The 20,170-nt window shown below is 62.5% G+C and carries 19 protein-coding genes and 1 tRNA gene; 10 read left to right on the top strand and 10 right to left on the bottom strand.

Translation table 11 applies throughout. The features are described from left to right. The first annotated feature begins 131 nt into the window (after positions 1–131). From FZF13_RS12940 to FZF13_RS12930, 3 genes are read left to right on the top strand one after another with little or no spacing between them, the layout of a single operon-like run. Complete coding sequence (locus FZF13_RS12940) at positions 132–1,073, top strand: class II aldolase/adducin family protein (protein ID WP_244434271.1); 942 nt, start codon at positions 132–134, stop codon at positions 1,071–1,073. Then, positions 1,070–2,356, top strand: a complete 1,287-nt coding sequence (locus FZF13_RS12935; RefSeq protein WP_024922732.1) for an FGGY-family carbohydrate kinase — start codon at positions 1,070–1,072, stop codon at positions 2,354–2,356. The genes FZF13_RS12940 and FZF13_RS12935 overlap by 4 nt, the downstream gene beginning before the upstream one ends. Then, complete coding sequence (locus tag FZF13_RS12930) at positions 2,353–3,186, top strand: TIGR01459 family HAD-type hydrolase (RefSeq protein WP_024922733.1); 834 nt, start codon at positions 2,353–2,355, stop codon at positions 3,184–3,186. The genes FZF13_RS12935 and FZF13_RS12930 overlap by 4 nt, the downstream gene beginning before the upstream one ends. Positions 3,187–3,228: 42 nt before the next feature. On the opposite strand, the gene ugpC is transcribed toward FZF13_RS12930, so the two are convergent. The 5 genes from ugpC to FZF13_RS12905 form a co-directional block, all read right to left on the bottom strand. Further along, positions 3,229–4,350: a sn-glycerol-3-phosphate ABC transporter ATP-binding protein UgpC gene (gene ugpC / locus FZF13_RS12925; protein ID WP_024922734.1), complete on the bottom strand. Its 1,122-nt coding sequence runs from the start codon at positions 4,348–4,350 to the stop codon at positions 3,229–3,231. Between the two features lie 13 nt (positions 4,351–4,363). Then, a complete protein-coding gene (locus FZF13_RS12920) occupies positions 4,364–5,260 on the bottom strand; it encodes an ABC transporter permease subunit (RefSeq protein ID WP_024922735.1) in 897 nt (298 codons plus the stop codon). A gap of 14 nt (positions 5,261–5,274) precedes the next feature. Then, positions 5,275–6,159: an ABC transporter permease subunit gene (locus FZF13_RS12915; protein WP_024922736.1), complete on the bottom strand. Its 885-nt coding sequence runs from the start codon at positions 6,157–6,159 to the stop codon at positions 5,275–5,277. A gap of 77 nt (positions 6,160–6,236) precedes the next feature. Continuing rightward, a complete protein-coding gene (locus tag FZF13_RS12910) occupies positions 6,237–7,568 on the bottom strand; it encodes an extracellular solute-binding protein (RefSeq protein WP_024922737.1) in 1,332 nt (443 codons plus the stop codon). A 221-nt stretch (positions 7,569–7,789) separates the two neighbouring features. Next, positions 7,790–8,164 (bottom strand): hypothetical protein, encoded by a 375-nt coding sequence (locus tag FZF13_RS12905; protein ID WP_137901172.1) that lies wholly within the window; start codon positions 8,162–8,164, stop codon positions 7,790–7,792. A 218-nt stretch (positions 8,165–8,382) separates the two neighbouring features. Between FZF13_RS12905 and FZF13_RS12900 the strand changes: the two genes are divergently transcribed. Further along, positions 8,383–9,306 (top strand): sugar phosphate isomerase/epimerase family protein, encoded by a 924-nt coding sequence (locus FZF13_RS12900; RefSeq protein ID WP_024922739.1) that lies wholly within the window; start codon positions 8,383–8,385, stop codon positions 9,304–9,306. Between the two features lie 26 nt (positions 9,307–9,332). On the opposite strand, the gene FZF13_RS12895 is transcribed toward FZF13_RS12900, so the two are convergent. The 3 genes from FZF13_RS12895 to FZF13_RS12885 all read right to left on the bottom strand — a co-directional run bounded on the left by FZF13_RS12895 (position 9,333) and on the right by FZF13_RS12885 (position 10,365). Next, positions 9,333–9,407, bottom strand: a tRNA-Glu gene (locus FZF13_RS12895). A gap of 157 nt (positions 9,408–9,564) precedes the next feature. Then, positions 9,565–9,972, bottom strand: a complete 408-nt coding sequence (locus FZF13_RS12890) for a VOC family protein (protein WP_024922740.1) — start codon at positions 9,970–9,972, stop codon at positions 9,565–9,567. A 12-nt stretch (positions 9,973–9,984) separates the two neighbouring features. Next, positions 9,985–10,365: a hypothetical protein gene (locus FZF13_RS12885; protein WP_024922741.1), complete on the bottom strand. Its 381-nt coding sequence runs from the start codon at positions 10,363–10,365 to the stop codon at positions 9,985–9,987. A 26-nt stretch (positions 10,366–10,391) separates the two neighbouring features. Between FZF13_RS12885 and FZF13_RS12880 the strand changes: the two genes are divergently transcribed. Together FZF13_RS12880 and rpoH are read left to right on the top strand one after the other, a co-directional pair. Continuing rightward, entirely contained in the window at positions 10,392–11,435 is a 1,044-nt protein-coding gene (locus tag FZF13_RS12880; RefSeq protein ID WP_024922742.1) for an RluA family pseudouridine synthase, read from the top strand. Positions 11,436–11,624: 189 nt separating this feature from the next. Continuing rightward, complete coding sequence (rpoH, locus tag FZF13_RS12875) at positions 11,625–12,536, top strand: RNA polymerase sigma factor RpoH (protein ID WP_024922743.1); 912 nt, start codon at positions 11,625–11,627, stop codon at positions 12,534–12,536. An 88-nt stretch (positions 12,537–12,624) separates the two neighbouring features. On the opposite strand, the gene FZF13_RS12870 is transcribed toward rpoH, so the two are convergent. After that, on the bottom strand, positions 12,625–13,002 hold the full coding sequence (locus tag FZF13_RS12870) for a cell division protein ZapA (protein ID WP_024922744.1): 378 nt from the start codon (positions 13,000–13,002) through the stop codon (positions 12,625–12,627). A gap of 15 nt (positions 13,003–13,017) precedes the next feature. Beyond that, positions 13,018–13,290, bottom strand: coding sequence for a DUF4164 domain-containing protein (locus FZF13_RS12865; protein WP_024922745.1), 273 nt, complete (start codon positions 13,288–13,290; stop codon positions 13,018–13,020). Between the two features lie 257 nt (positions 13,291–13,547). Between FZF13_RS12865 and tkt the strand changes: the two genes are divergently transcribed. The 4 genes from tkt to FZF13_RS12845 all read left to right on the top strand — a co-directional run bounded on the left by tkt (position 13,548) and on the right by FZF13_RS12845 (position 20,089). Further along, entirely contained in the window at positions 13,548–15,542 is a 1,995-nt protein-coding gene (gene tkt / locus FZF13_RS12860) for a transketolase (RefSeq protein ID WP_024922746.1), read from the top strand. A 156-nt stretch (positions 15,543–15,698) separates the two neighbouring features. After that, positions 15,699–16,709, top strand: a complete 1,011-nt coding sequence (gene gap / locus FZF13_RS12855) for a type I glyceraldehyde-3-phosphate dehydrogenase (protein WP_024922747.1) — start codon at positions 15,699–15,701, stop codon at positions 16,707–16,709. 184 nt (positions 16,710–16,893) lie between these two features. Then, a complete protein-coding gene (locus FZF13_RS12850) occupies positions 16,894–18,792 on the top strand; it encodes a potassium/proton antiporter (RefSeq protein WP_024922748.1) in 1,899 nt (632 codons plus the stop codon). A 100-nt stretch (positions 18,793–18,892) separates the two neighbouring features. Further along, a complete protein-coding gene (locus tag FZF13_RS12845) occupies positions 18,893–20,089 on the top strand; it encodes a phosphoglycerate kinase (protein ID WP_024922749.1) in 1,197 nt (398 codons plus the stop codon). Positions 20,090–20,170 lie beyond the last annotated feature (81 nt).

Below are 20,170 nucleotides of genomic sequence, written 5' to 3'. Positions count from 1 at the left end.
CGACTGTCGTCTCGGCATTGCCAGAGGATTTTCGCCAATTCCTGGCCCTCTCGGCCGAGATCGGCCGGGATATCCTGAAGACGCAAGGGGCCGGCGGCAACACTTCGATCAAACATGGCGACTGCCTCTGGGTGAAGGCCTCCGGCACATGGCTGGCCAACGCGCTCGATGGCAACATCATGGTGCCGGTCGACCGGGTTGGCCTGCTCGAAGCCTTGCGGGCGGGTGATGAAAGAGCTGAAAAGGCCACGGCCTTCATCCGCAACGACCTCGATCCCGGCGCCTTGCGCCCATCGATCGAGACCACCCTTCATGCGGCATTGCCGCAGCGGGTCATTGCCCACTTCCACTGTGTTCACACCATCGCGCTGGCGGTGCTCGCACGACGAGAGGACTTGATCGCCAACCGGATGGCGCATGTTCCCGACTTGAAGTGGGCGCTGGTGCCCTACCATCGTCCGGGCATACCCTTGGCGCAGACTATCGACAGCATTGCCGAAACCCGCCCGGACGTCATCATCCTGGCCAACCACGGGCTGATTGTCTGTGGCGAAACGATCGATGAGGTCCGCAACCGTATCCAACGCGTTACGACGGCGCTTGCCGGCACATCCCGGCACACGCCCGCTCCGGCCTTGCTCTCTCTCGAAGGGATATGCCGCGATACCGCCTATCGTCCGGCGCGCGACGCAGAAACGCATGCAACCGCCCTTTATTCGCAGAACATCCAGATAGCGACCGGTGGTTCCCTTTACCCCGATCACGTCATCTTCCTCGGCACAAGGATCGGACTGCTCGCGGACGGCCAAGTCGTGAGCGACTTTACCTCGATCTTTGAGCGGCGTGGCGAACAACCGCCAAAACTGATCATCGCGCCGGGGATAGGTGTCCTCTTGCCGCAAGACATGACCACGGGCGGCGAGGCGATGGCCCGTTGTTTGAGTGAAGTCGTTTCGCGCATTCCCGACGGTGAGCCGATCATCTACCTGACCAAGCCTGACGAATATGCCTTGACCGGATGGGAGGCTGAAAAATACAGGCAGTCGTTCGACCGCGGGCAGAACGCGCAATGAAGCCAGCAGGCTCTTCGCATGACACGGCGATTGCGATCGGCATCGATGTCGGAACCTCCGGCGTCCGCGCCGCCGCCGTAAATGCCGATGGTGCTTGCCTGGCCTTCGCGCAGCAACACTTCGAGACAAGTGAGGACGCCAGATCCCCCATGCGGTGGCTGGCTGGCGTCCGCGCCTGCTTGCACGATCTGACGCAGCAAATCCCCCTTGCGACCGTTCAAGGCGTCGCGGTCGATGGTACCTCCGGCACGCTCCTGGCGGTGGACGCCAATGGCGCTCCGGTCGCGGGCGCCCTCATGTACAATGAGCCATGTCCCGATCGGCAGATCCTCGAGACGATCTCGCGTCACGCCCCTGCCAACAGCCCGGCTCTCGGCACGAACTCGGCCCTGGCGCGCGCCATTCATCTCAGCCGGCGTCCCGGCGTTGCTCGTATCCTGCACCAGGCCGACTGGATCGCCTTGCAACTTGCGCCAGATCATCTGGCGACCGACGAGAACAATGCGCTGAAGACCGGATACGATCTTGAGCTTGAGGTGTGGCCGGACTGGATCGAAGCGGCAGACATGGACCGAGCGCTCCTGCCCGAAGTCCACCGCGCAGGCGACCCTCTCGGCCTCGTTGGACGCACCGCCCGCGACCTCGGGCTCCCAGCACATTGCCGGCTCCATGCCGGAACCACAGACGGCTGCGCGGCCTTTCTAGCCACGGGTGCCAACAGGATTGGCGACGGCGTCACCTCACTCGGCTCGACCCTGGTTCTCAAGCTGGCGTCAGACAAGCCGCTCAATGTTGGTCGCCATGGTATCTACAGCCATCGAATTCGCGACTTCTGGCTGGTCGGCGGCGCCTCCAACAGCGGCGGCGGCGTGATCAGGGCGCTGATCGGCGACGACCGGCTGGCGGAACTCACCGGACGCCTTCGCCCGCATGAACCGACTGGATTGGACTATTATCCGCTGATCCGGCCCGGCGAGCGTTTTCCCATCAACGATCCCGAGCTTCCTCCCCGGCTCCAGCCACGGCCATCAGACGATGCCGTTTATTTTCAGGCCATCCTGGAAGGCATCACCCGGGTAGAACAGCTCGGTTATCGCCGCCTCCAGGAGTTGGGCGCGCCGACATTGAAGACGATCCGCACCGTTGGAGGCGGCAGCCACAACCCTGCCTGGACCGAGCTCCGGCAACAGGCGCTAGGCGTAACATTCCTCGGCTCCCAGTCGACGGAGGCCGCCGTCGGCACCGCATCCTTGGCCCTTCCGCTGGCGGCGAGAAGTTCATGAAAACCGCCCTGCCCCTGGTCGATTTCGCCGAACTGGCCGATCGATACGATGTGTTTTTTCTCGACCAGTTCGGCGTGCTGCGAGATGACGTCCAGCCCTATCCCGGAGCGGCCGAGGCGCTGCTTGCCTTGAAAGAACGCGGCAAGATCGTCGTGATCCTATCGAATTCGGGACGCAGCAGCGACTTCAACGCCAAACGCTTCGTCAAGCTCGGCTTCGACGCGAGCAGTTTCGACCACTTCATCACCTCCGGGGAAGTCGCCTTTTCGATCCTCGCCGAAGCAATGGCCCGTGGCGCAATCCGGCGCAGTTTCGTCATTTCCAGCGACGGCGATGATGAGGTCTCGCAACGTCTCGGCCTGGAGGCGACAGACGTGGCTGGCGATGCCGACGTCGTCGTCATTTCCGGCAGCCAGGCCGAGCGCATATCGCTCGACCGCTATCGCGACATGCTGCGACCCGCCGCAAGGAGAGGCGTGCCCTGCTATTGCACCAATCCCGATCTTTACAAGCTCGTCCAGGGCGGCCAGGCGCCCGGCGCGGGCATGATCGCCAATCTCTATGAGGAACTCGGCGGCAAGGTCGTGCGGATTGGAAAACCTTACCCGGAAATCTATGCCTTCGCCCTCTCCAAGGTTGAGGGCCACGGCAAGGTCGTTTGTGTCGGCGACAGCCTCGACCACGACATTGCCGGCGCGGCCGGCGCCGGGCTGGACTCGGTGCTTGTCCTGACCGGGTTGCAACAGGGGACGACCGGGGAAACGATTGCCGTCACCTCGGCGGCGCTCGGCGTACGGCCGACATTTCTGATGCATCGCTTCGCGAAATAGCCGCCCACCCGACCATGGTGAGATGATCCCCGCACGAACTCCCTACGACAAGGTTTGGGCGAGTGGGGCCGGCACCGCTTTCGAGACGGCGGGCGTCACCTCTTGCAGGCGACGGCCGCTATCGGCGTCGAACAGCTGCACGTCGGCGGGATCGACCGAGAAGAAGAACGGCTGGCCCGATTGCATGTCGTCGCGCAAGGCGACATGCACGATCATCGCCTGCCCGCCAAACGAGCTGTGCAGCAGTTTGGCGATGCCGAGTTCCTCGGCAAAATCGAAGCGCGCCGAAAGCGGACCGGATCCGAACTTCACCGCTTCGGCACGGAAGCCGGCAGTTACCGGTCCATGGCCGATATCGGGCCAACGATTGCGGTCGTAGGCGAGTTGCTGGCCGTCAGGCAACTTGACGATACCTTCATCAGGATGGGCCGCGCCCTTGAGCAGGTTGAGGCCCGGCGAACCGATGAAGTTGGCGACATAGGTGGTTTCCGGCCGGCCGTAGACTTCGCTCGGCGTGCCGATCTGCTCGATGCCGCCTTTGTTCATGACCACGATACGGTCGGCCAGCGTCATCGCCTCCACCTGGTCGTGGGTGACAAACAGGGTAGTGGCGCCGAGGCGCTGGTGCAGTTTGCGGATCTCGACGCGCATGGCCACGCGCAGCGTGGCATCCAGGTTCGACAATGGCTCGTCGTAGAGGAAAACTTTCGGCTCGCGGATCATGGCGCGGCCCATGGCCACGCGCTGCCGCTGTCCGCCGGAAAGCTGGGCCGGCTTGCGTTCGAGATAATCGGTGAGGCCGAGTGTCGCCGCCACCTTGTTGACGCGCTCGGCACGCTCGGCCTTCGGAAGTCCGGCGATCTTCAGCGAGTAGCCGATGTTCTTCGCCACCGACATGTGCGGATAAAGCGCATAATTCTGGAACACCATGGCGCAGCCGCGCTCGCGTGGCTCCAGTTTGTTGACCACTCGGCCAGCGATTGCCACCTCGCCCGAAGTGATCGATTCCAGGCCGGCGACCATGCGCAGCAGCGTGGATTTCCCGCAGCCCGAAGGACCGAGAATGACGATCAGCTCGCCACCGGCGACATCGAGGTTCACGCCATGCACGACTTCGTTCTTGGCGTAGGACTTGCGCACATTGCGCAGGGTGATTTCGGCCATCGGGTGTTATCCCTTATTTTTCGGTGGAGATGAGGCCGCGCACGAACCAGCGCTGCAGGAAGATGGTGACGAGCACCGGTGGCGTCAGCACGATGAGGTTGGCCGCCATGGCGACGTTCCAGATCGGCGGCTCGCCGAAGACCGGACCGGGCACGATCTTCTGAAGTTGCATGGTCGCGGTGGCGAAGTTCTGCTGATCGGTCACCACCAGCAGCGGCCATAGATACTGGTTCCACGACCATACGAACATGATGGTGGCGAGCGCCGCCATATTGGTCTTGGACAATGGCATCAGCACTTCGAGAAAGAACCGCACCGGCCCGGAACCGTCCATCTTGGCGGCTTCGGTCAGCTCGTCGGGAACGGTGAGAAAGAACTGACGGTAGAGAAAAGTGCCGGTTGCGGTGGCGATCAGCGGCAGGATCAGGCCAGAATAGGAGTTAAGCAGGTTCCATTCCGGCAGGGCTACCGCGATGCCGAACAGCTCGAAGATCGCCCTGAATGGCCGAAGCGCGTCGGCGGCAACGGCATAGGTCGGCACGATGCGCACTTCCAGCGGCAGCATTAGGGTGATGAAGATCAGCCAGAACATCACCATTCTCAGCCGATATCGGAAATAGACGATCGAGAAAGCCGAGAGCGCCGCGATCACGATCTTGCCGATGGTGACGCCGCCGGCGACGATGATCGAGTTCAGCATCACCCGACTGAAGTTTCCACGCTCCCAGGCGGTGGCCATGTTCTCGAGGAAATGGCTGCCGGGCCAAAGCGGCATCGGAACCTGGTTCACGGTATGGAAGTCGTGGCTCGCCGCCACGAAGATGATCCAGAAGGGGATGAGCAGCGCCACCAGGCTGACGATGAGCAGCGCGTGGGTGAGGAAGTCGAGGACAGGGGTGCGTTCGATCACGGCTCGACCTCGGCTCAGCGGTAGTGGACACGCCGCTCGACGAAGCGGAACTGGATGAAAGTCAGCGCGATGACCAACAGCATCAGCACGATCGATTGGGCGGCGGCGAGCGAGTAGTCCTTGCCCTGGAAACCGTCGGTGTAGATCTTGTAGACCATCAGCTCGGTGGCGCGCGCTGGCCCACCCGAGGTGGTGATGTCGACGATGCCGAAACTGTCGACGAAGCTGTCGGTGATGTTGATCACGATCAGGAAGAACAGCGTCGGCGTGATCAACGGCAACTGGATATCCCACATGCGTCTTAGCACGCTGGCACCGTCCACGGCGCCGGCTTCCGAGATCGTGCGCGGGATCGACTGCAGCGCCGCCAGGAAGAAGATGAAGTTGTAGCCGACCATCTTCCAGCTCTGCGCCAGCACGATAAGCGTGAAGGCGTCGTAGCCGTTGAGCGCAGGGTTCCAGAAACCGGGAAATGCGCGGTTGATAACCGATACGAAGCCGGCGTCCGGCGAGAAGATGAAGCGAAAGGCGAGACCGACCGCAGGTGCCGCCAAAGCGTAGGGCAGGAAGAAGGTGAATTTATAGACCTGATGGCCGGGCAGCCGGCGGTCGACGAAGAGCGCAAGCAGCGTGGCGATGGCGAGCGAGAGCACCGTTGCCGAGAAGGCGAATGTCAGCGAGACCCACACCGAGGCCCAGTATTTCGGATCCTGGAACACGGTTGTGAAATTCTGCAAGCCAACCCACTGGTTGCTGCCGCCGAACGGCGGCTCCAGCGTGACCGCCCAATAAAGCGCTTCGCCGGAAGGCCAGTAGAAGAAAACGAAGATAAGAAGCATCTGCGGGGCAATGAAAGCTGCCGCCAGCCAGAGGTTGGAGAAGGTCGCACGCTTTTCCACGCGGATGCTCCTTGCCTGTCATGTTTATGAAAGGGCGCCGCGGCAAGCCGCGACGCCCGTGAGAAAGTCTGAACAGCTTACGGCAGCGCCGCGCCCTTGTAGGTCTGCTCGTAGCGGCGAAGGATCTGGTTGCCACGCTCGACCACGGCATCGATCGCCGTCTGCATGTCCTTCTGGCCGGTAAAGGCGGCTTCCAGTTCCGAACGCAGTTCGGCGCGGATCGAGGTGAAGTTGCCGAGGCGAATGCCGCGCGACAGCGGCGTGACATTCGAAGCCGTCAACGAAGCGATCGCGATGTCGCGGTTCACCCGCTTCGGATCCTTGTAGAAGCCTTCAGCCTTCAGGAGCTCGTAGCCCTTGGTCGTCACCGGGATATAGCCGGTGTTCTCGGCGATATACTTCTCGCCGGTGTCCGGAGCCGTGACGTATTTCAGGAAGGCGGCCGCGGCCTCGTATTCTTCCTTGGATTTGCCCTTCATGACCCACAGCGAAGCGCCGCCGACCATCGAGTTGGTGCGCTTGGAGGCGTCGAGAACCGGCATCATCGCAACGTCCCACTTCAGGTCCTTGGCCTGGGTGTTGTGGACGGTGCCGTGGTTGGCGATGGAGGTGATGGTCGCCGCGCAAGTGCCGTCGGCGAAAGCCTGGACGATGTCCTTGCCCATCTGCTTGGTCTGGATCTTGGCATAGCCGGCATCGAGCCAAGACTTGAAGTCCTTCATGTGGCCGACGAAGGCGGTCTTATTGAAGGCGAGCTCGGCGCCGAGACCGCCATAGCCATTGTCGAGCGTGGCAAGCGGAATGGCATTGGTGGCCGAAAACTGCTCGAGATCCATCCAGGAATCGAAGTCGAAGGCAAAGCCGCAAGGCACGCCAGCGGCCTTCATCGCCTTCAGGTCTTCGCCGAACTCGGCCCAGGTCTTCGGCGCTTCGGTCTTGCCGATCTTCGCGAAGGCGTCCTTGTTCCAGTAGAACACGGCGGTCGACGAATTATAGGGGAACGACCACATGTCGCCGGAGCTGGTCGCATAATAGTTGGCGATGCCGGGGAAATACGCCTTCCAGTCGATGTCGAGCTTGTAGTCCTGGGCGAACTTGTTGGCCGGATAGATCGCGCCCGACAGCATGAAATTGACGGTGCCAGCGTCGTAGATCTGCACGATCGTCGGATTCTGCTTGGAGCGATAGGCCGCAATCGTGTTCTGCTCGGCCTTGTCGTAGCCGCCCTGGCCAGTGCAGACGGCTTCGTATTTGTCCTGCGACTGATTGAAGAGCTGGCAGTGCTTGGCCACCACTTCGCCGAGGTCGCCGGTGAGGCCATACCAGAACTCGAACTTTGTGCGTTCGGCGGCGCTGGCGCCGCTGGCAAGGACGACGGCCGTCGTCGCGAGCAGGATTAATCGTTTCATTCGTCCTCTCCAGACAGGAAGGTTGCTGCGCGAGCGGAAACGCCCGCTACGGCGCCTCCCCTAGAGAGGTCACGTGACAGCCGCGTTGTGGTTTCGTGATGATATGACGACAATCCCCACCGATCAGGTGCGCAGGACACTCCAGGCGTCAGCAATCCCGTCGGGTCGGGGTGCGTTGAGGCTCAAGGCCTGTTGATCTGACCCAGCCGTGTCAGACGAGGCTAGACACCGGCATCCCGGATTTCGAAAACATTGCCGCCAGAGGTGACAAAACGCCCATGCTCGCCGCGCCGTACGCTGTAGCACTTCTCGCCACCGTCGCGGAGTTCAAGCCAGGTGGTGCACAATTCACCATTGCGCAACACCCAGCGCCCCTTGTCGCCGTGCTCGTTTGCGTTTTCGATCGTGATCTCGGCCGTGCCATCCGGTGCCAGCAAAAGTAAGCCGCCCCGCCAGCCGCCAGCCTCCCACCAGGCGATTGAGCGGCCGACCAACTCGTTCTGAAGCTCTGTCGAACTGAGGTCGCCTGCCTCCGCTTCGCCGGTTGCGAGCGCCGAGGCGATCAGGATTACCGAACACAAAGCCGTGCTGCGCAAAGCCCGAATCCCCATCCATGACGGTCCGATGACGATTCAATGACATTTGCCGGCTGTTGTCGAGCCGCGATCGCAGGGAGCCAGCGCGGCTTTTCCCCAGATGCCGTCAGGGAAGTGTCACGCGCCGGTCAGACGCCGGACATGAAAACGCGTCATGTTGGCAAACGGCCTGTCGAGCACGCTCGGCCGAACCAGCCCTAAAACAAAGGACCAAGCCTATGTCAGCCGTCACCGGCACCGGAATCTCTGCGCATAAGCGCGCCAACGATCTCTCCGACTTCGCCGAGGAACTCGACATGATCGAGGAACTCGGCGTCGAGGCCATCGAACTGCCGACCTACGACATGGATATCGTCGTCGGCGGCAAGATCAGGAAGCCGCAGCTTGTCGCGCTGAAGCGCACCTGCGCAGCACGCGATATCGTCTATTCCGTGCATGGGCCGCTCGCCATCAACTTCATGGACGAAGCCTATCGTCTGCCGCGCCATTTCGAGGTGCTCGAGGCCTCTCTGGAAGTGGCGGCCGAAGTGGGTGCGGAACACTACGTCATCCACTCCGGCCTGATGGCGACCCAGCAGGCCGACGGCATCGAGGCCGGTTACCAGCGCCAGCGCGAATGGCTGGCCAAAAGCGGCGAAGTCGCCCGCCAGCATGGCCTGATCCTGTGCGTCGAAACGCTTTTCGCGGGCTACGAAGGCAAGGCGCTCGCGGCCTCGCCGTCACGCCTCGCTACGGAACTCGGCGCCATCAACCATCCCAACGTCATGGCGACGCTCGATTTCAGCCATGCCTATTTGAAGCTCGACTTCGACGGCCGCCGCGACGATTTCGTCGAGGAAGTAAAAGCGCTCGCGCCCTATGCGCGCCATCTGCATGTCCATGACAGCTTCGGCCGCCAGGACGATATCTGGATGTACACCGACGGCGAGCGCATCGCCTATGGCCATGGCGACCTTCACCTGCCTGTCGGCTGGGGCGACATCCCTTGGGACAAGCTGATGGCCGAATGCGAGTTCCCGGATGGGGTTCTGTTCAACATCGAGCTCAAAGAACGCTACTGGTACGCAGCCCAGGACACCGTGGACGCAACCAAAAAACTCGCCGAGAAAGCACGCTTCGTACACACCGCGGCAGCAGCTTGAACGACTTGTCCTGATGTTTTGGTGGTTGGTACGCCCAAGGGGAATCGAACCCCTGTTTGCGCCGTGAGAGGGCGCCGTCCTAACCGCTAGACGATGGGCGCAGCCGAGAACCGGCGATATAGGCTGGCCCGTTTGAAAAAGCAACAGGCTGAAACGGGCAAGTTTCATCGTCGGCGTCGACAGCGGTCACGGTCGTACTCGCCCTGGCCGCCGCCACTCCAGAGTGGCGGCGGCCAGGCGTTGTAACCACCCGGCCGGCTATCGCGCCGGCTGGATCAAATCCCAGAGATTGCCATAGAGATCGGCGAAGACGGCAACCGTGCCATAGAGCTCATGGCGCGGTGCTTCACGGAACTCGACGCCGCGCGCGATCATCGCCGCGTGATCGCGCTCGAAGTCGTCGGTCTCCAGGAACAGGAATACGCGGCCACCAGTCTGGTTGCCGACGCTGGCCGACTGGACGGGGCCATCGGCCTTGGCCAGGAGCAGTTTCGCCCCCTGCCCCGACGCCGGCTGCACCGTGACCCAGCGCTTTCCGCCACCGAGATCGACATCCGATGTCAGGACAAAACCCGCTCGGTCGACATACCAGCGGATCGCCTCGTCATAGTCCTTGACTACAAGGGCGACGGTGGCAACGGAACGACCAGCGGCGAAGTCGCTCACGGCTGGGCCCACCTATTGCGCGCGGATGACGAAGCGGCCGACGATGCGCCGCTCCGTCAGATCGTAAATGAAGATCGCGCGGCTGCCATCGGCAAGGTCGACATCGAGAGAGAGCCGGCCGCCCGACAGTGATTGCGACAGCACCTTCGAGCCAACGGGCAGCACGATATCTCCGGTCTGCGGCTCACCCGCCGGCGTCTGAATATCGCCTACCAGCGGTGCAGCCGGCTGCTTTGCCGTGCGCGATTTGTAGACAAGCGCGACTGCCACGACCATAAGGGCAAAGAACAGCAGGCCGAGATTGATGGCCATGAAGCGAACGAGCTTGCGGCGTACCTTCTCGATATTGGGATCCAGCGGCTTGTCTTCCTCATCGGCAAGGGGCCGGGCCATGGGCAATTTCTCTCGGAACGGTTTCGATGGCCGCACCTGATAACGAAGACACCGACGAATTCATAGAGCCGGTAACGATCGCGCTGGAGGCTGGGCAGGAAGCGGCCGGCCAGCGGCTCGACCAGTGGCTTGCGGCCAGACTGGCACCCGATTTGTCGCGCAACCGCATCCAGGCTTTGATCAAGCAAGGTGCCGTGCGCATTGGTGGTAGCCTAGTTGACGAGGCCAAGCGCAAGCTGGCCGTGGGCGACCACGTCTCGGTGGACATGCCGGAGCCCGAGCCGGCCGAGCCCCTGGGCGAGGACATCCCGCTCGACATTCTCTATGAGGACGACGCCTTAATCGTCATCGACAAACCGGCCGGACTGGTTGTCCATCCCGGCGCCGGCAACTGGACCGGAACGCTGGTCAACGCCCTGATTCATCATTGCGGCGCCAGCCTTTCCGGCATCGGTGGCGTGCGGCGGCCAGGCATCGTTCACCGCCTGGACAAGGACACCAGTGGGGTCATGGTTGTCGCCAAGACCGATCATGCCCACAGGGTGCTTTCCGAGGCCTTCGCCGATCACGGCCGTACCGGCGATCTCGCCCGTGCCTATGTCGCGCTGGTCTGGGGTATTCCGGAGCGCGCCATGGGAACTGTCGATGCAGCACTTGGCCGCCATGCCGACCGCGTGCGCCGCGCTGTGGTACCCGAGCATCGCGACGACGCCCGCCATGCCGTCACCCATTTCACGGTGGAGGAGCGCTTTGGCGAAGGACAGCAGAAATTCGCCAGCGCCAGCCTCGTCGAGTGCAGGCTGGAAACCGGCCGCACCCACCAGATCCGCGTGCACATGGCCCATATCGGCCACCCGCTGATCGGAGACCCCGACTACGGCCAGGCCTTCCGCACCAAGGCGAACCGGTTGCCGGATCCCCTGAAGGCAAAGGTCGCCGCCTTTCCCCGCCAAGCCTTACATGCACGCCTCCTTGAATTCAGTCATCCCGATACCCATCTGACGATGACGTTCGAAGCGCCGATGCCAGGGGACATGGAGGAACTGGTCGGCGGCTTTCGGAATCTCTGAACCTGCCACCAAAAAACCTGACTCGTATTGTTCACTTAACGGTGACACACTGTTTTGCCTTGAACAAATACGTGGATTTTCCGGTTTTGTTCCGGTATAAACCATTCGGCGCGACCGTGCAGTCAAGCAGCCGCGTCATTTGCCCGCCACGTTTCGGGGGCAATCCCAAAAGAGAGGAGGGCGCAGTTCATGGCCCAGTCACTACCCAGTATCGTTTCCGGTGAAGGCGGCCTTTCCCGCTACCTGGAAGAAATCCGTCGCTTTCCGATGCTCCAGCCGCAGGAAGAGTATATGCTCGCCAAGCGGTACAATGAGCATGAAGACACCGGCGCCGCCCACAAGCTGGTCACCAGCCACCTTCGTCTCGTGGCCAAGATCGCCATGGGCTATCGGGGCTACGGTCTGCCGATCGGCGAAGTCATTTCGGAAGGCAATGTCGGCCTGATGCAGGCCGTCAAGAAGTTCGAGCCGGAGCGCGGCTTCCGGCTGGCCACCTATGCCATGTGGTGGATCAAGGCCTCGATCCAGGAATACATCCTGCGCTCGTGGAGCCTGGTCAAGATGGGCACGACCGCCAATCAGAAGCGCCTGTTCTTCAACCTGCGCAAGGTGAAGGGCAAGATCCAGGCGCTCGACGACGGTGATCTCAAGCCCGAGCAGATCACCGAGATCGCCACGCGGTTGAACGTGTCGGAAGAAGAGGTGGTCTCGATGAACCGCCGCCTGTCCGGCGACGCCTCGCTTAACGCGCCGATCCGCGCGACCGAGGGCGAAAGCGGCGAATGGCAGGACTGGCTGGTCGACGACCACGACAGCCAGGAAGAGATGCTGATCGAGCAGGACGAACTGGACAACCGCCGCCAGATGCTGGCCGGCGCCCTGTCGGTTCTGAACGATCGCGAACGCCGCATCTTCGAGGCGCGCCGGCTTGCCGACGAACCGCTGACGCTGGAAGAGCTTTCGTCCGAATTCGACATCTCCCGCGAGCGCGTGCGCCAGATCGAAGTGCGCGCTTTCGAGAAAGTCCAGGATGCGGTCAAGGCCGCGGCGCGCAGACAAACCCAGGCGCTGCGCACGATCGACGCCCAGCCGACTGCTTAAGATACGACCTCGCCTCCCAAGGCAAAAAACCGCGCCGGCAAACCGGCGCGGTTTTGTTTTGCGGCAATGATCGATGCTCTAAACCGTCTCAGGAATCGGCCGGAACCCGCTTCGGCGCAAGCGTGGCGGCCAAGCCTTCCATGCGCTGCGCCAAGGCACCCAGCGCGCCGGTCAGCGCCTGATCGTTCTTGTCGGCCTTGGTGAGCGCGTCGTCGCGCGTCTTGCGCAGCGTCAGCACCTCGCTCTCCATGCCCTTGATGCGTTTCTGCATCTCGGACAGCTCGTCCATGACCATGATGCCGGCCATGACGGTGAGGCGCTGGTCGCCGATTTCGCCGAACGAATCCTTCAGATGCGCGACATAGCGATCAAAGCGCTCGGCCAGGTCGACCAAATGCTCTTCCTGGCCTTCGTCGCAAGCCATCCGATATTGCTTATTGTCGATGGTGACAGTGACCTGCGCCATGCCGGATCTCCTGTGCTATCTGTCCAGTACCGCGCGGATGGTTTCCATCGCGGCCACCAGCCGACGCGACACTTCCTTGTTTGCGTCCTCCAGCCGTTCGGCCCGCGCTTCGGAATTGTCGAGTTCCTGCGCCAACCTGGATCGGTCGGCGTTCATGCGCTGCACCTCGGCTTCGGCTTCGGAATAGTCGCGCTCGTTTTCAAGTTTGTTCGCGACGGCATTTTCTAGGCCTTCCATGGCCTTGCCCAGCCTCGCAATGACTTCCTTAAGGGTCGTTTCCCCGGTCATGGCCTTCGTCCTCAGCCCGTGCCCATCACCGAATCGCTCGCGTTCAGAACGCGTTATTCGTGAAACATTAGGCGGCGTGTGAAGGACACGTCAACAAAGCCGTCACCGCTGTCCCCCGCTAACGCTAATTTGATCGAGCCGCCGTCGGCATTTTCCTTGATGAGAAGCCAACTAAATCGATTTAGGTTTGATTGACTCACGCGACTGGCCTGCTATGTGTCGCGGCGTCTTTTCCGAACCGAACGGCTGGAGGAACCATGGTTTCGCGCGAACAACACGATCGGATGGCCAATGCGATCCGTTTTCTGTCCATGGATGCCGTCGAGAAGGCCAATTCCGGCCATCCTGGGCTGCCGATGGGCGCCGCCGACATCGCGACTGTCCTGTTCACGCGCTTTCTGAAATTCGACGCCAAGAACCCCCACTGGCCCGACCGCGACCGTTTCATCCTCTCCGCCGGCCACGGCTCGATGCTGCTCTACTCGCTGCTCTATCTGACGGGCTACGAGGACATGACCATTGAGCAGATCAAGAATTTCCGCCAGCTCGGCTCGAAGACCGCCGGCCATCCTGAATACGGCCATGCCACCGGCATCGAGACCACCACCGGTCCGCTCGGCCAGGGCATCTCGAATTCGGTCGGCTTCGCGCTCGGCGAGCGCATCATGAATGCCGCTTTCGGCAACGACCTCGTCAACCACTACACCTATGTGCTGGCCGGCGACGGCTGCCTGATGGAGGGCGTTTCGCAGGAAGCGATCGCGTTGGCCGGCCACCTCCGGCTCAACAAGCTGATCGTGTTCTGGGACAACAACAACATCTCCATCGACGGCCCGGTCTCGCTGTCAGACTCCACCGACCAGGTCGCCCGCTTCCAGGCTTCCGGCTGGAATGCCATGCATGTCGACGGTCATGACCCCGAAGCGATCGCCTATGCCATCGAGGCGGCGCGCCATTCCGACAAGCCGACGCTGATCGCGGCCAAGACCACCATTGGCTTCGGCGCGCCAACCAAGGCCGGCACCAACAAGGTGCACGGTTCGCCGCTCGGCGCTGAAGAGATCGCCGGCGCGCGCAAGTTCTTCAACTGGGATTCGCCGCCTTTCGAGATTCCTGCCGACCTCCTGGGTGCATGGCGTGCCGCCGGTGAAGCGGGCGCCAAGCAGCGCACCGACTGGGAAGGCCGCCTCGCCAAGACAGACGGCAAGCTGCGCGCCGAATTCGAACGGCGCATCGCCGGCAAGCTGCCGGCAGATTTCGACGCCGTCATCGCCGACTACAAGAAGAAGCTCGCCGTCGACAAGCCGAAGGTCGCCACCCGCAAATCGTCGGAAATGGCGCTGGAAGTCATCAACGGCGCGGTTCCCGAAACCATCGGCGGCTCGGCCGACCTGACCGGCTCCAACAACACTAAGACCAGCCAGACCAAGGCGATCACCCGCGACGACTACGGCGAGCGCTACGTCCACTACGGCATCCGCGAGCACGGCATGGCCGCCGCGATGAATGGCTTGACGCTGCATGGCGGTATCATCCCCTACGGTGGCACGTTCATGTGCTTCACCGACTATGCGCGTCCGTCCATGCGCCTCGCTTCGCTGATGGGCATCCGCTCGATCTTCGTCATGACGCATGACTCGATCGGCCTCGGCGAGGACGGCCCGACCCACCAGCCGGTCGAACATCTGGCGGCGCTGCGTGCCATTCCGAACCACAACGTCTTCCGCCCGGCCGACGCCACGGAGGCAGCCGAATGCTGGCAGATCGCGCTGGAATCGGAAAAGACGCCGTCGACGCTGGCGCTGACCCGCCAGAACCTGCCGGCGGTGCGGACCGACTACGTCGCGGAGAACCTCTGCCGTCTTGGTGCTTATGAGCTTGCCGCCGCCGAAGGTGGCGAAGCAGCCGTCACCATCTTCGCCACCGGCTCGGAGATCGAGATCGCGCTCGGTGCCCGCACCCTCTTGCAGGGCCACGGCCACCCGACCCGTGTCGTCTCCGTGCCCTGCTTCGAGCTGTTCTTCCAGCAGAGCGATGCCTATCGCGAAAAGATCATCGGCAAGGCCAAGATCAAGGTCGCCATCGAGGCCGGCATTCGCCAGGGCTGGGATCCCATCATCGGCACCGATGGCATCTTTATCGGCATGCACGGTTTCGGCGCCTCCGGCACGATCGAGCAGCTCTACAAGCATTTCGGCATCACCGCCGAGGATACCGCCAAGGCCGTGGAAGCGCGGCTTCACGCCAAGTAATGCCTTCCCGGCGGTTGCATCCGCCGGGCCCTTTCGTCGCACCAGACGAATGAAACGATTAGCTCTCAGGGCGAGCGGCTGGATTCTTTTGCCGCTCGCCGTTATTCAGGCGGCGGACATTTTGCATCCGCCTTTCACGCTCCCCGGGAGAAAGACATGACCGTCAGAGTTGCCATCAATGGGTTTGGCCGCATCGGCCGCAACATTTTGCGCGCGATCTACGAGTCCGGCCGCAAGGACATCGAAGTCGTCGCCGTCAACGACCTCGGCCCTGTCGAGACCAATGCCCACCTTTTGCGCTATGACAGCGTGCACGGCCGTTTCCCCCACGAAGTTAAGGTGGACGGAGACAGCATTTCCATCGGCGGCAAGAAGATCAAGGTCACCGCGATCAAAGATCCGACCCAGCTGCCGTGGAAGGAACTCAACGTCGACATCGCGCTCGAATGCACCGGCATCTTCACCTCGAAGGAGAAGGCCTCCGCGCACCTGACCGCCGGCGCCAAACGCGTCGTCGTCTCGGCCCCGGCCGACGGCGCCGATCTGACCGTGGTCTACGGCGTCAACCACGACAAGATCACCAAGGATCACATCGTCATCTCCAACGCCTCCTGCACCACGAACTGCTTGGCGCCGGTGGCCATGGTCCTCAACAATGCCTTCGGCATCGAAAAGGGTTTCATGACCACGATCCATGCCTATACCGGGGACCAGCCGACGCTGGACACCATGCACAAGGACCTCTATCGCGCTCGCGCCGCAGCGATGTCGATGATCCCGACCTCGACCGGTGCCGCCAAGGCCGTCGGCCTGGTCCTGCCGGAACTCAAGGGCAAGCTGGACGGCGTCTCGATCCGCGTCCCGACCCCGAACGTCTCGGTCATCGACTTCAAGTTCGTCGCCAAGAAGACCGTCACGGTCGACGAGGTCAACGCTGTTCTCGTTGCCGCCGCCGATGGCCCGCTCAAAGGCATCCTCGCCTATACGAATGAGCCGCTGGTCTCGGTCGACTTGAACCACAACCCGGCTTCGTCGACCTTCGCGCTCGACCAGACCAAGGTCATCGAGGGCAATCTCGTGCGCGTCATGTCCTGGTACGACAATGAATGGGGCTTCTCCAACCGCATGGCCGACACGGCCGTCGCCTTGAGCAAGATGATCGCCTGATCGCTCCGCCCCTTTTCGACCTTCGTGAAACGCTCGGTTCCGCCGGGCGTTTTTCGTTGGCGGAGAAAAATCACTGAAGTCAGTGTGCTAGCTCAAAAAATCACGGCCGCGCCTTGCACCGGCCATGTCTTCGCCCCACTCTCCCGTAAAGCGGAGAAGAGCGAAGCGCGAGGGGAAAAACTGGATGGAGCACGCGATCTATCTCGCGACGCTGATCGGCACCGGACTGGTGGTGGCCGCCGCGTTTTCGAGCCTGATCGCATTCCGCTTCGGTGCCCCGCTGCTGCTGCTGTTTCTGGGCATCGGCCTTGCTACCGGCGTCGACGGACTGGGCATCGCCTTCGACAATGCCAGCGTCGCCTATTTCATCGGCTCGCTCGCACTTGCTGTGATCCTGTTCGATTCCGGCTTCGGCACGCCGCTCAAGGTGTTGCGTCAGGCAGCTGGCCCTGCGCTCTCGCTGGCCACGGTCGGCGTCGTGCTCACCACTGGCTTGTTCGGCGCAGCCGCCTTCTATCTGCTTGATCTCAACTGGCTGGAATCCTTCCTGCTTGGCGCTTCCGTCGCCTCCACTGACGCCGCCGCCGTGTTCTTTCTGTTGCGCGCCGGCGAGATCAACCTGCGCGAACGTGTGCGCTCCACGCTCGAAGTGGAATCCGGCACCAATGACCCGATCGCCATCTTCCTAACCATCACCCTGGTCGAGGTGATCGCCGCGGGAGCAAATCCGGAGGCTCCGGTGCTGCTCGCCGACCTGTTGCTTGGCTTCCTGCTCAACATGGGGCTGGGAGCGGCGGTCGGCATTGTTGGCGGCATGGCGATCGTGCGGTTGGTCGACAGGCTGAACCTCGACCACGGCCTCCTGCCGATCTTCGTGCTCACCCTGTCGCTGATGGTCTTTGCCGCCGCCGGCGCCATCGGCGGTTCGGGCTTCCTCGCGGTCTATCTGGCCGGGCTCGTTGCCGGTAATTCCGACATCCGCGCCGTCACCATCCTGAAACGCTTCCAGGACGGCATGTCTTGGCTGGCGCAGATCATCATGTTCCTGGTGCTTGGCCTGTTCGCGACGCCGTCTCAGTTTCCGGCGATCCTGTTGCCGGCCATTCTGCTTGGCCTGTTCCTGATCTTCATCGCCCGCCCGCTGGCGGTTTGGCTCTGCCTTATTCCGTTCCGGCTGCCGCGCCCGGAAGTCGCTTTCGTTTCCTGGGTCGGCCTGCGCGGCGCGGTCTCCATCCTGCTCGCCATCACCCCACTGCTCGGCGGGTTGGAACATGGCCGCATGATCTTCAACGTTGCCTTCATCATCGTTCTGGTTTCGCTGGTGGTGCAGGGCTGGACGGTCGGACCCTTGGCCCGAAGGCTTGGCCTCATAGTGCCCGCACGCATCGGCCCGCTTGATAAGGTCGAGCTCGAACTGCCGGGCTCGGCCCACCATGAATTGCTCGCCTACCGCGTCGTACCGGGCAGCCCGGTCGCGCGCGGCGAACGTATCCCGCGGTGGGCAAGGCCATCGCTGGTCGTTCGCGATGGCCGCTCCATGCGCTTCCAGGACATGGGCCGCCTGCAGGCCGGCGACAACGTCTATATCTTCGTGCCCGATCGCTATCCGCGCTTGCTCGACAAGCTGTTCGCCAGCCGCGCCGTGGTCGACCCCGAGGATGCCGATTTCTTCGGTGCCTTCGCCGTCGACCCGAACCGCCCCGCCGAAGAACTGGAAGCGGCCTACGCGCCTGGGCTGACTGAAGAGGAGCGCAAGCTGACCATCGGCGCGCTGGTGGTAGAGCGGCTGGATGGCCATGCCGAATATGCCGATCGTGTCTCGATCGGGCCGATCGAACTGATCGTGCGCGATGTCGACGACAAGGGCCGCATCACCGGCCTCGGGCTGTCCTTTGAGCCGACGGCGCCGGTCGCGCGGGTGCCTGCCTTCCTCAGCGCCGGCGAACTTTTTGACCGTATCGCCAGCCTCATTCGCAATCGCCGCAAGCCGCCCGAAAAGCCGAAGGCGTCGGAGGACGATACGACGCAGAACCGTCCCGACGCGAATGAACGCAAGGATGATGACGCCCCGCTGCCAGCGTGATGTCACCTTGTGGCGAGATATTTATCGCCCCATGCTTCTCAAGCCTTGCATCCCCGTTTTTGGCGGGTAAGGTCCGGCATCTTTTCGAAAAGGAACAGGCATGGCTGGCTTCAAGACCCTGGACGATATCAGCGATGTGGGCGGCAAGCGCGTGTTGGTGCGCGTCGATCTCAACGTGCCTGTTGCCAACGGCAAGGTCACCGACCTTACCCGCATCGAACGCGTCGTGCCCACGATCTCGGAGCTTTCGGACAAGGGCGCCAAAGTTATCCTGCTCGCCCATTTCGGTCGCCCGAAGGACGGCCCCGCACCCGACCTGTCGCTGCGCCCGATCGCTGCCGCCACCGCCGAGGTTCTCGGCCGGCCCGTCGCCTTCGCTGCCGACTGTGCGGGTGAAAAGGCCGAGCTGGCTGTCGCCGGCATGAGGAACGGCGATGTGCTGCTTCTGGAAAACACCCGCTTCTACAAGGGCGAGGAAAAGAACGATCCCGCGCTGACCGAACAGTTCGCGGCGCTCGGCGACGTCTATATCAACGACGCGTTCTCGGCCGCACACCGCGCGCATTGCTCCACCGAAGGCCTGGCGCGCGTGCTGCCGGCCTATGCCGGCCGCACCATGCAGGCGGAACTGGAGGCGCTCGAGAAAGGCCTCGGCGCGCCGGTCAAGCCGGTCATCGCCATTGTCGGTGGCGCCAAGGTCTCCAGCAAGATCGATCTCCTGATGAACCTCGTCAAAAAGGTCGACGCGCTGGTGATCGGCGGCGGCATGGCCAACACCTTCCTCGCCGCGCGCGGCACCGATGTCGGCAAGTCGTTGTGCGAGCACGATCTCGCCACCACCGCCAAGCAGATCATGATCGAGGCGGCCACTGCCGGTTGCGCCATCATCCTGCCGGTGGACGGCGTAGTGGCGCGCGAATTCAAGGCGGGAGCCGCCAACGAGACCGTTGCCATCGACAAGGTACCTGGCGACGCCATGATCCTCGACGTCGGCGCCAAGACCATCGAGACGATCAACCAGTGGATCGACCGTGCCGCCACGCTGGTGTGGAACGGTCCGCTCGGCGCTTTCGAGATCGAACCCTTCGACAAGGCGACTGTTTCCGCCGCCAAACATGCAGCCGCCCGCACCAAGGCCGGCAAATTGGTTTCGGTAGCTGGTGGCGGCGATACGGTCGCGGCACTCAACCACGCCGGCGTTGCCGACGATTTCACCTATGTCTCGACCGCCGGCGGCGCGTTCCTCGAATGGATGGAAGGCAAGCCACTGCCCGGCGTCGAAGTATTGAAGAAGTAGGCGAAACGCCGGCTGTCAAGCACTGCCGGCGACCTCAAATCGTTTGAAAATCTTTCAATCGGTTAGTACTCTGGATCGGCC

This window comes from Mesorhizobium terrae (assembly GCF_008727715.1).
Classification (GTDB): domain Bacteria; phylum Pseudomonadota; class Alphaproteobacteria; order Rhizobiales; family Rhizobiaceae; genus Mesorhizobium; species Mesorhizobium terrae.
Note: the sequence above shows the minus strand (reverse complement) of the source record. Positions and strands in the feature narration are given on the sequence as shown.

Coding starts and splice junctions, on each gene's coding strand:
- tkt (WP_024922746.1), top strand. CDS start 13,548: ATGGTTTCGCGCGAACAACACGATCGGATGGCCAATGCGATCCGTTTT.
- FZF13_RS12880 (WP_024922742.1), top strand. CDS start 10,392: ATGGCCGCACCTGATAACGAAGACACCGACGAATTCATAGAGCCGGTA.
- FZF13_RS12870 (WP_024922744.1), bottom strand. CDS start 13,002: ATGGCGCAGGTCACTGTCACCATCGACAATAAGCAATATCGGATGGCT.
- FZF13_RS12900 (WP_024922739.1), top strand. CDS start 8,383: ATGTCAGCCGTCACCGGCACCGGAATCTCTGCGCATAAGCGCGCCAAC.
- ugpC (WP_024922734.1), bottom strand. CDS start 4,350: ATGGCCGAAATCACCCTGCGCAATGTGCGCAAGTCCTACGCCAAGAAC.
- FZF13_RS12865 (WP_024922745.1), bottom strand. CDS start 13,290: ATGACCGGGGAAACGACCCTTAAGGAAGTCATTGCGAGGCTGGGCAAG.
- FZF13_RS12850 (WP_024922748.1), top strand. CDS start 16,894: ATGGAGCACGCGATCTATCTCGCGACGCTGATCGGCACCGGACTGGTG.
- FZF13_RS12845 (WP_024922749.1), top strand. CDS start 18,893: ATGGCTGGCTTCAAGACCCTGGACGATATCAGCGATGTGGGCGGCAAG.
- FZF13_RS12885 (WP_024922741.1), bottom strand. CDS start 10,365: ATGGCCCGGCCCCTTGCCGATGAGGAAGACAAGCCGCTGGATCCCAAT.
- FZF13_RS12930 (WP_024922733.1), top strand. CDS start 2,353: ATGAAAACCGCCCTGCCCCTGGTCGATTTCGCCGAACTGGCCGATCGA.
- rpoH (WP_024922743.1), top strand. CDS start 11,625: ATGGCCCAGTCACTACCCAGTATCGTTTCCGGTGAAGGCGGCCTTTCC.
- FZF13_RS12935 (WP_024922732.1), top strand. CDS start 1,070: ATGAAGCCAGCAGGCTCTTCGCATGACACGGCGATTGCGATCGGCATC.
- FZF13_RS12910 (WP_024922737.1), bottom strand. CDS start 7,568: ATGAAACGATTAATCCTGCTCGCGACGACGGCCGTCGTCCTTGCCAGC.
- gap (WP_024922747.1), top strand. CDS start 15,699: ATGACCGTCAGAGTTGCCATCAATGGGTTTGGCCGCATCGGCCGCAAC.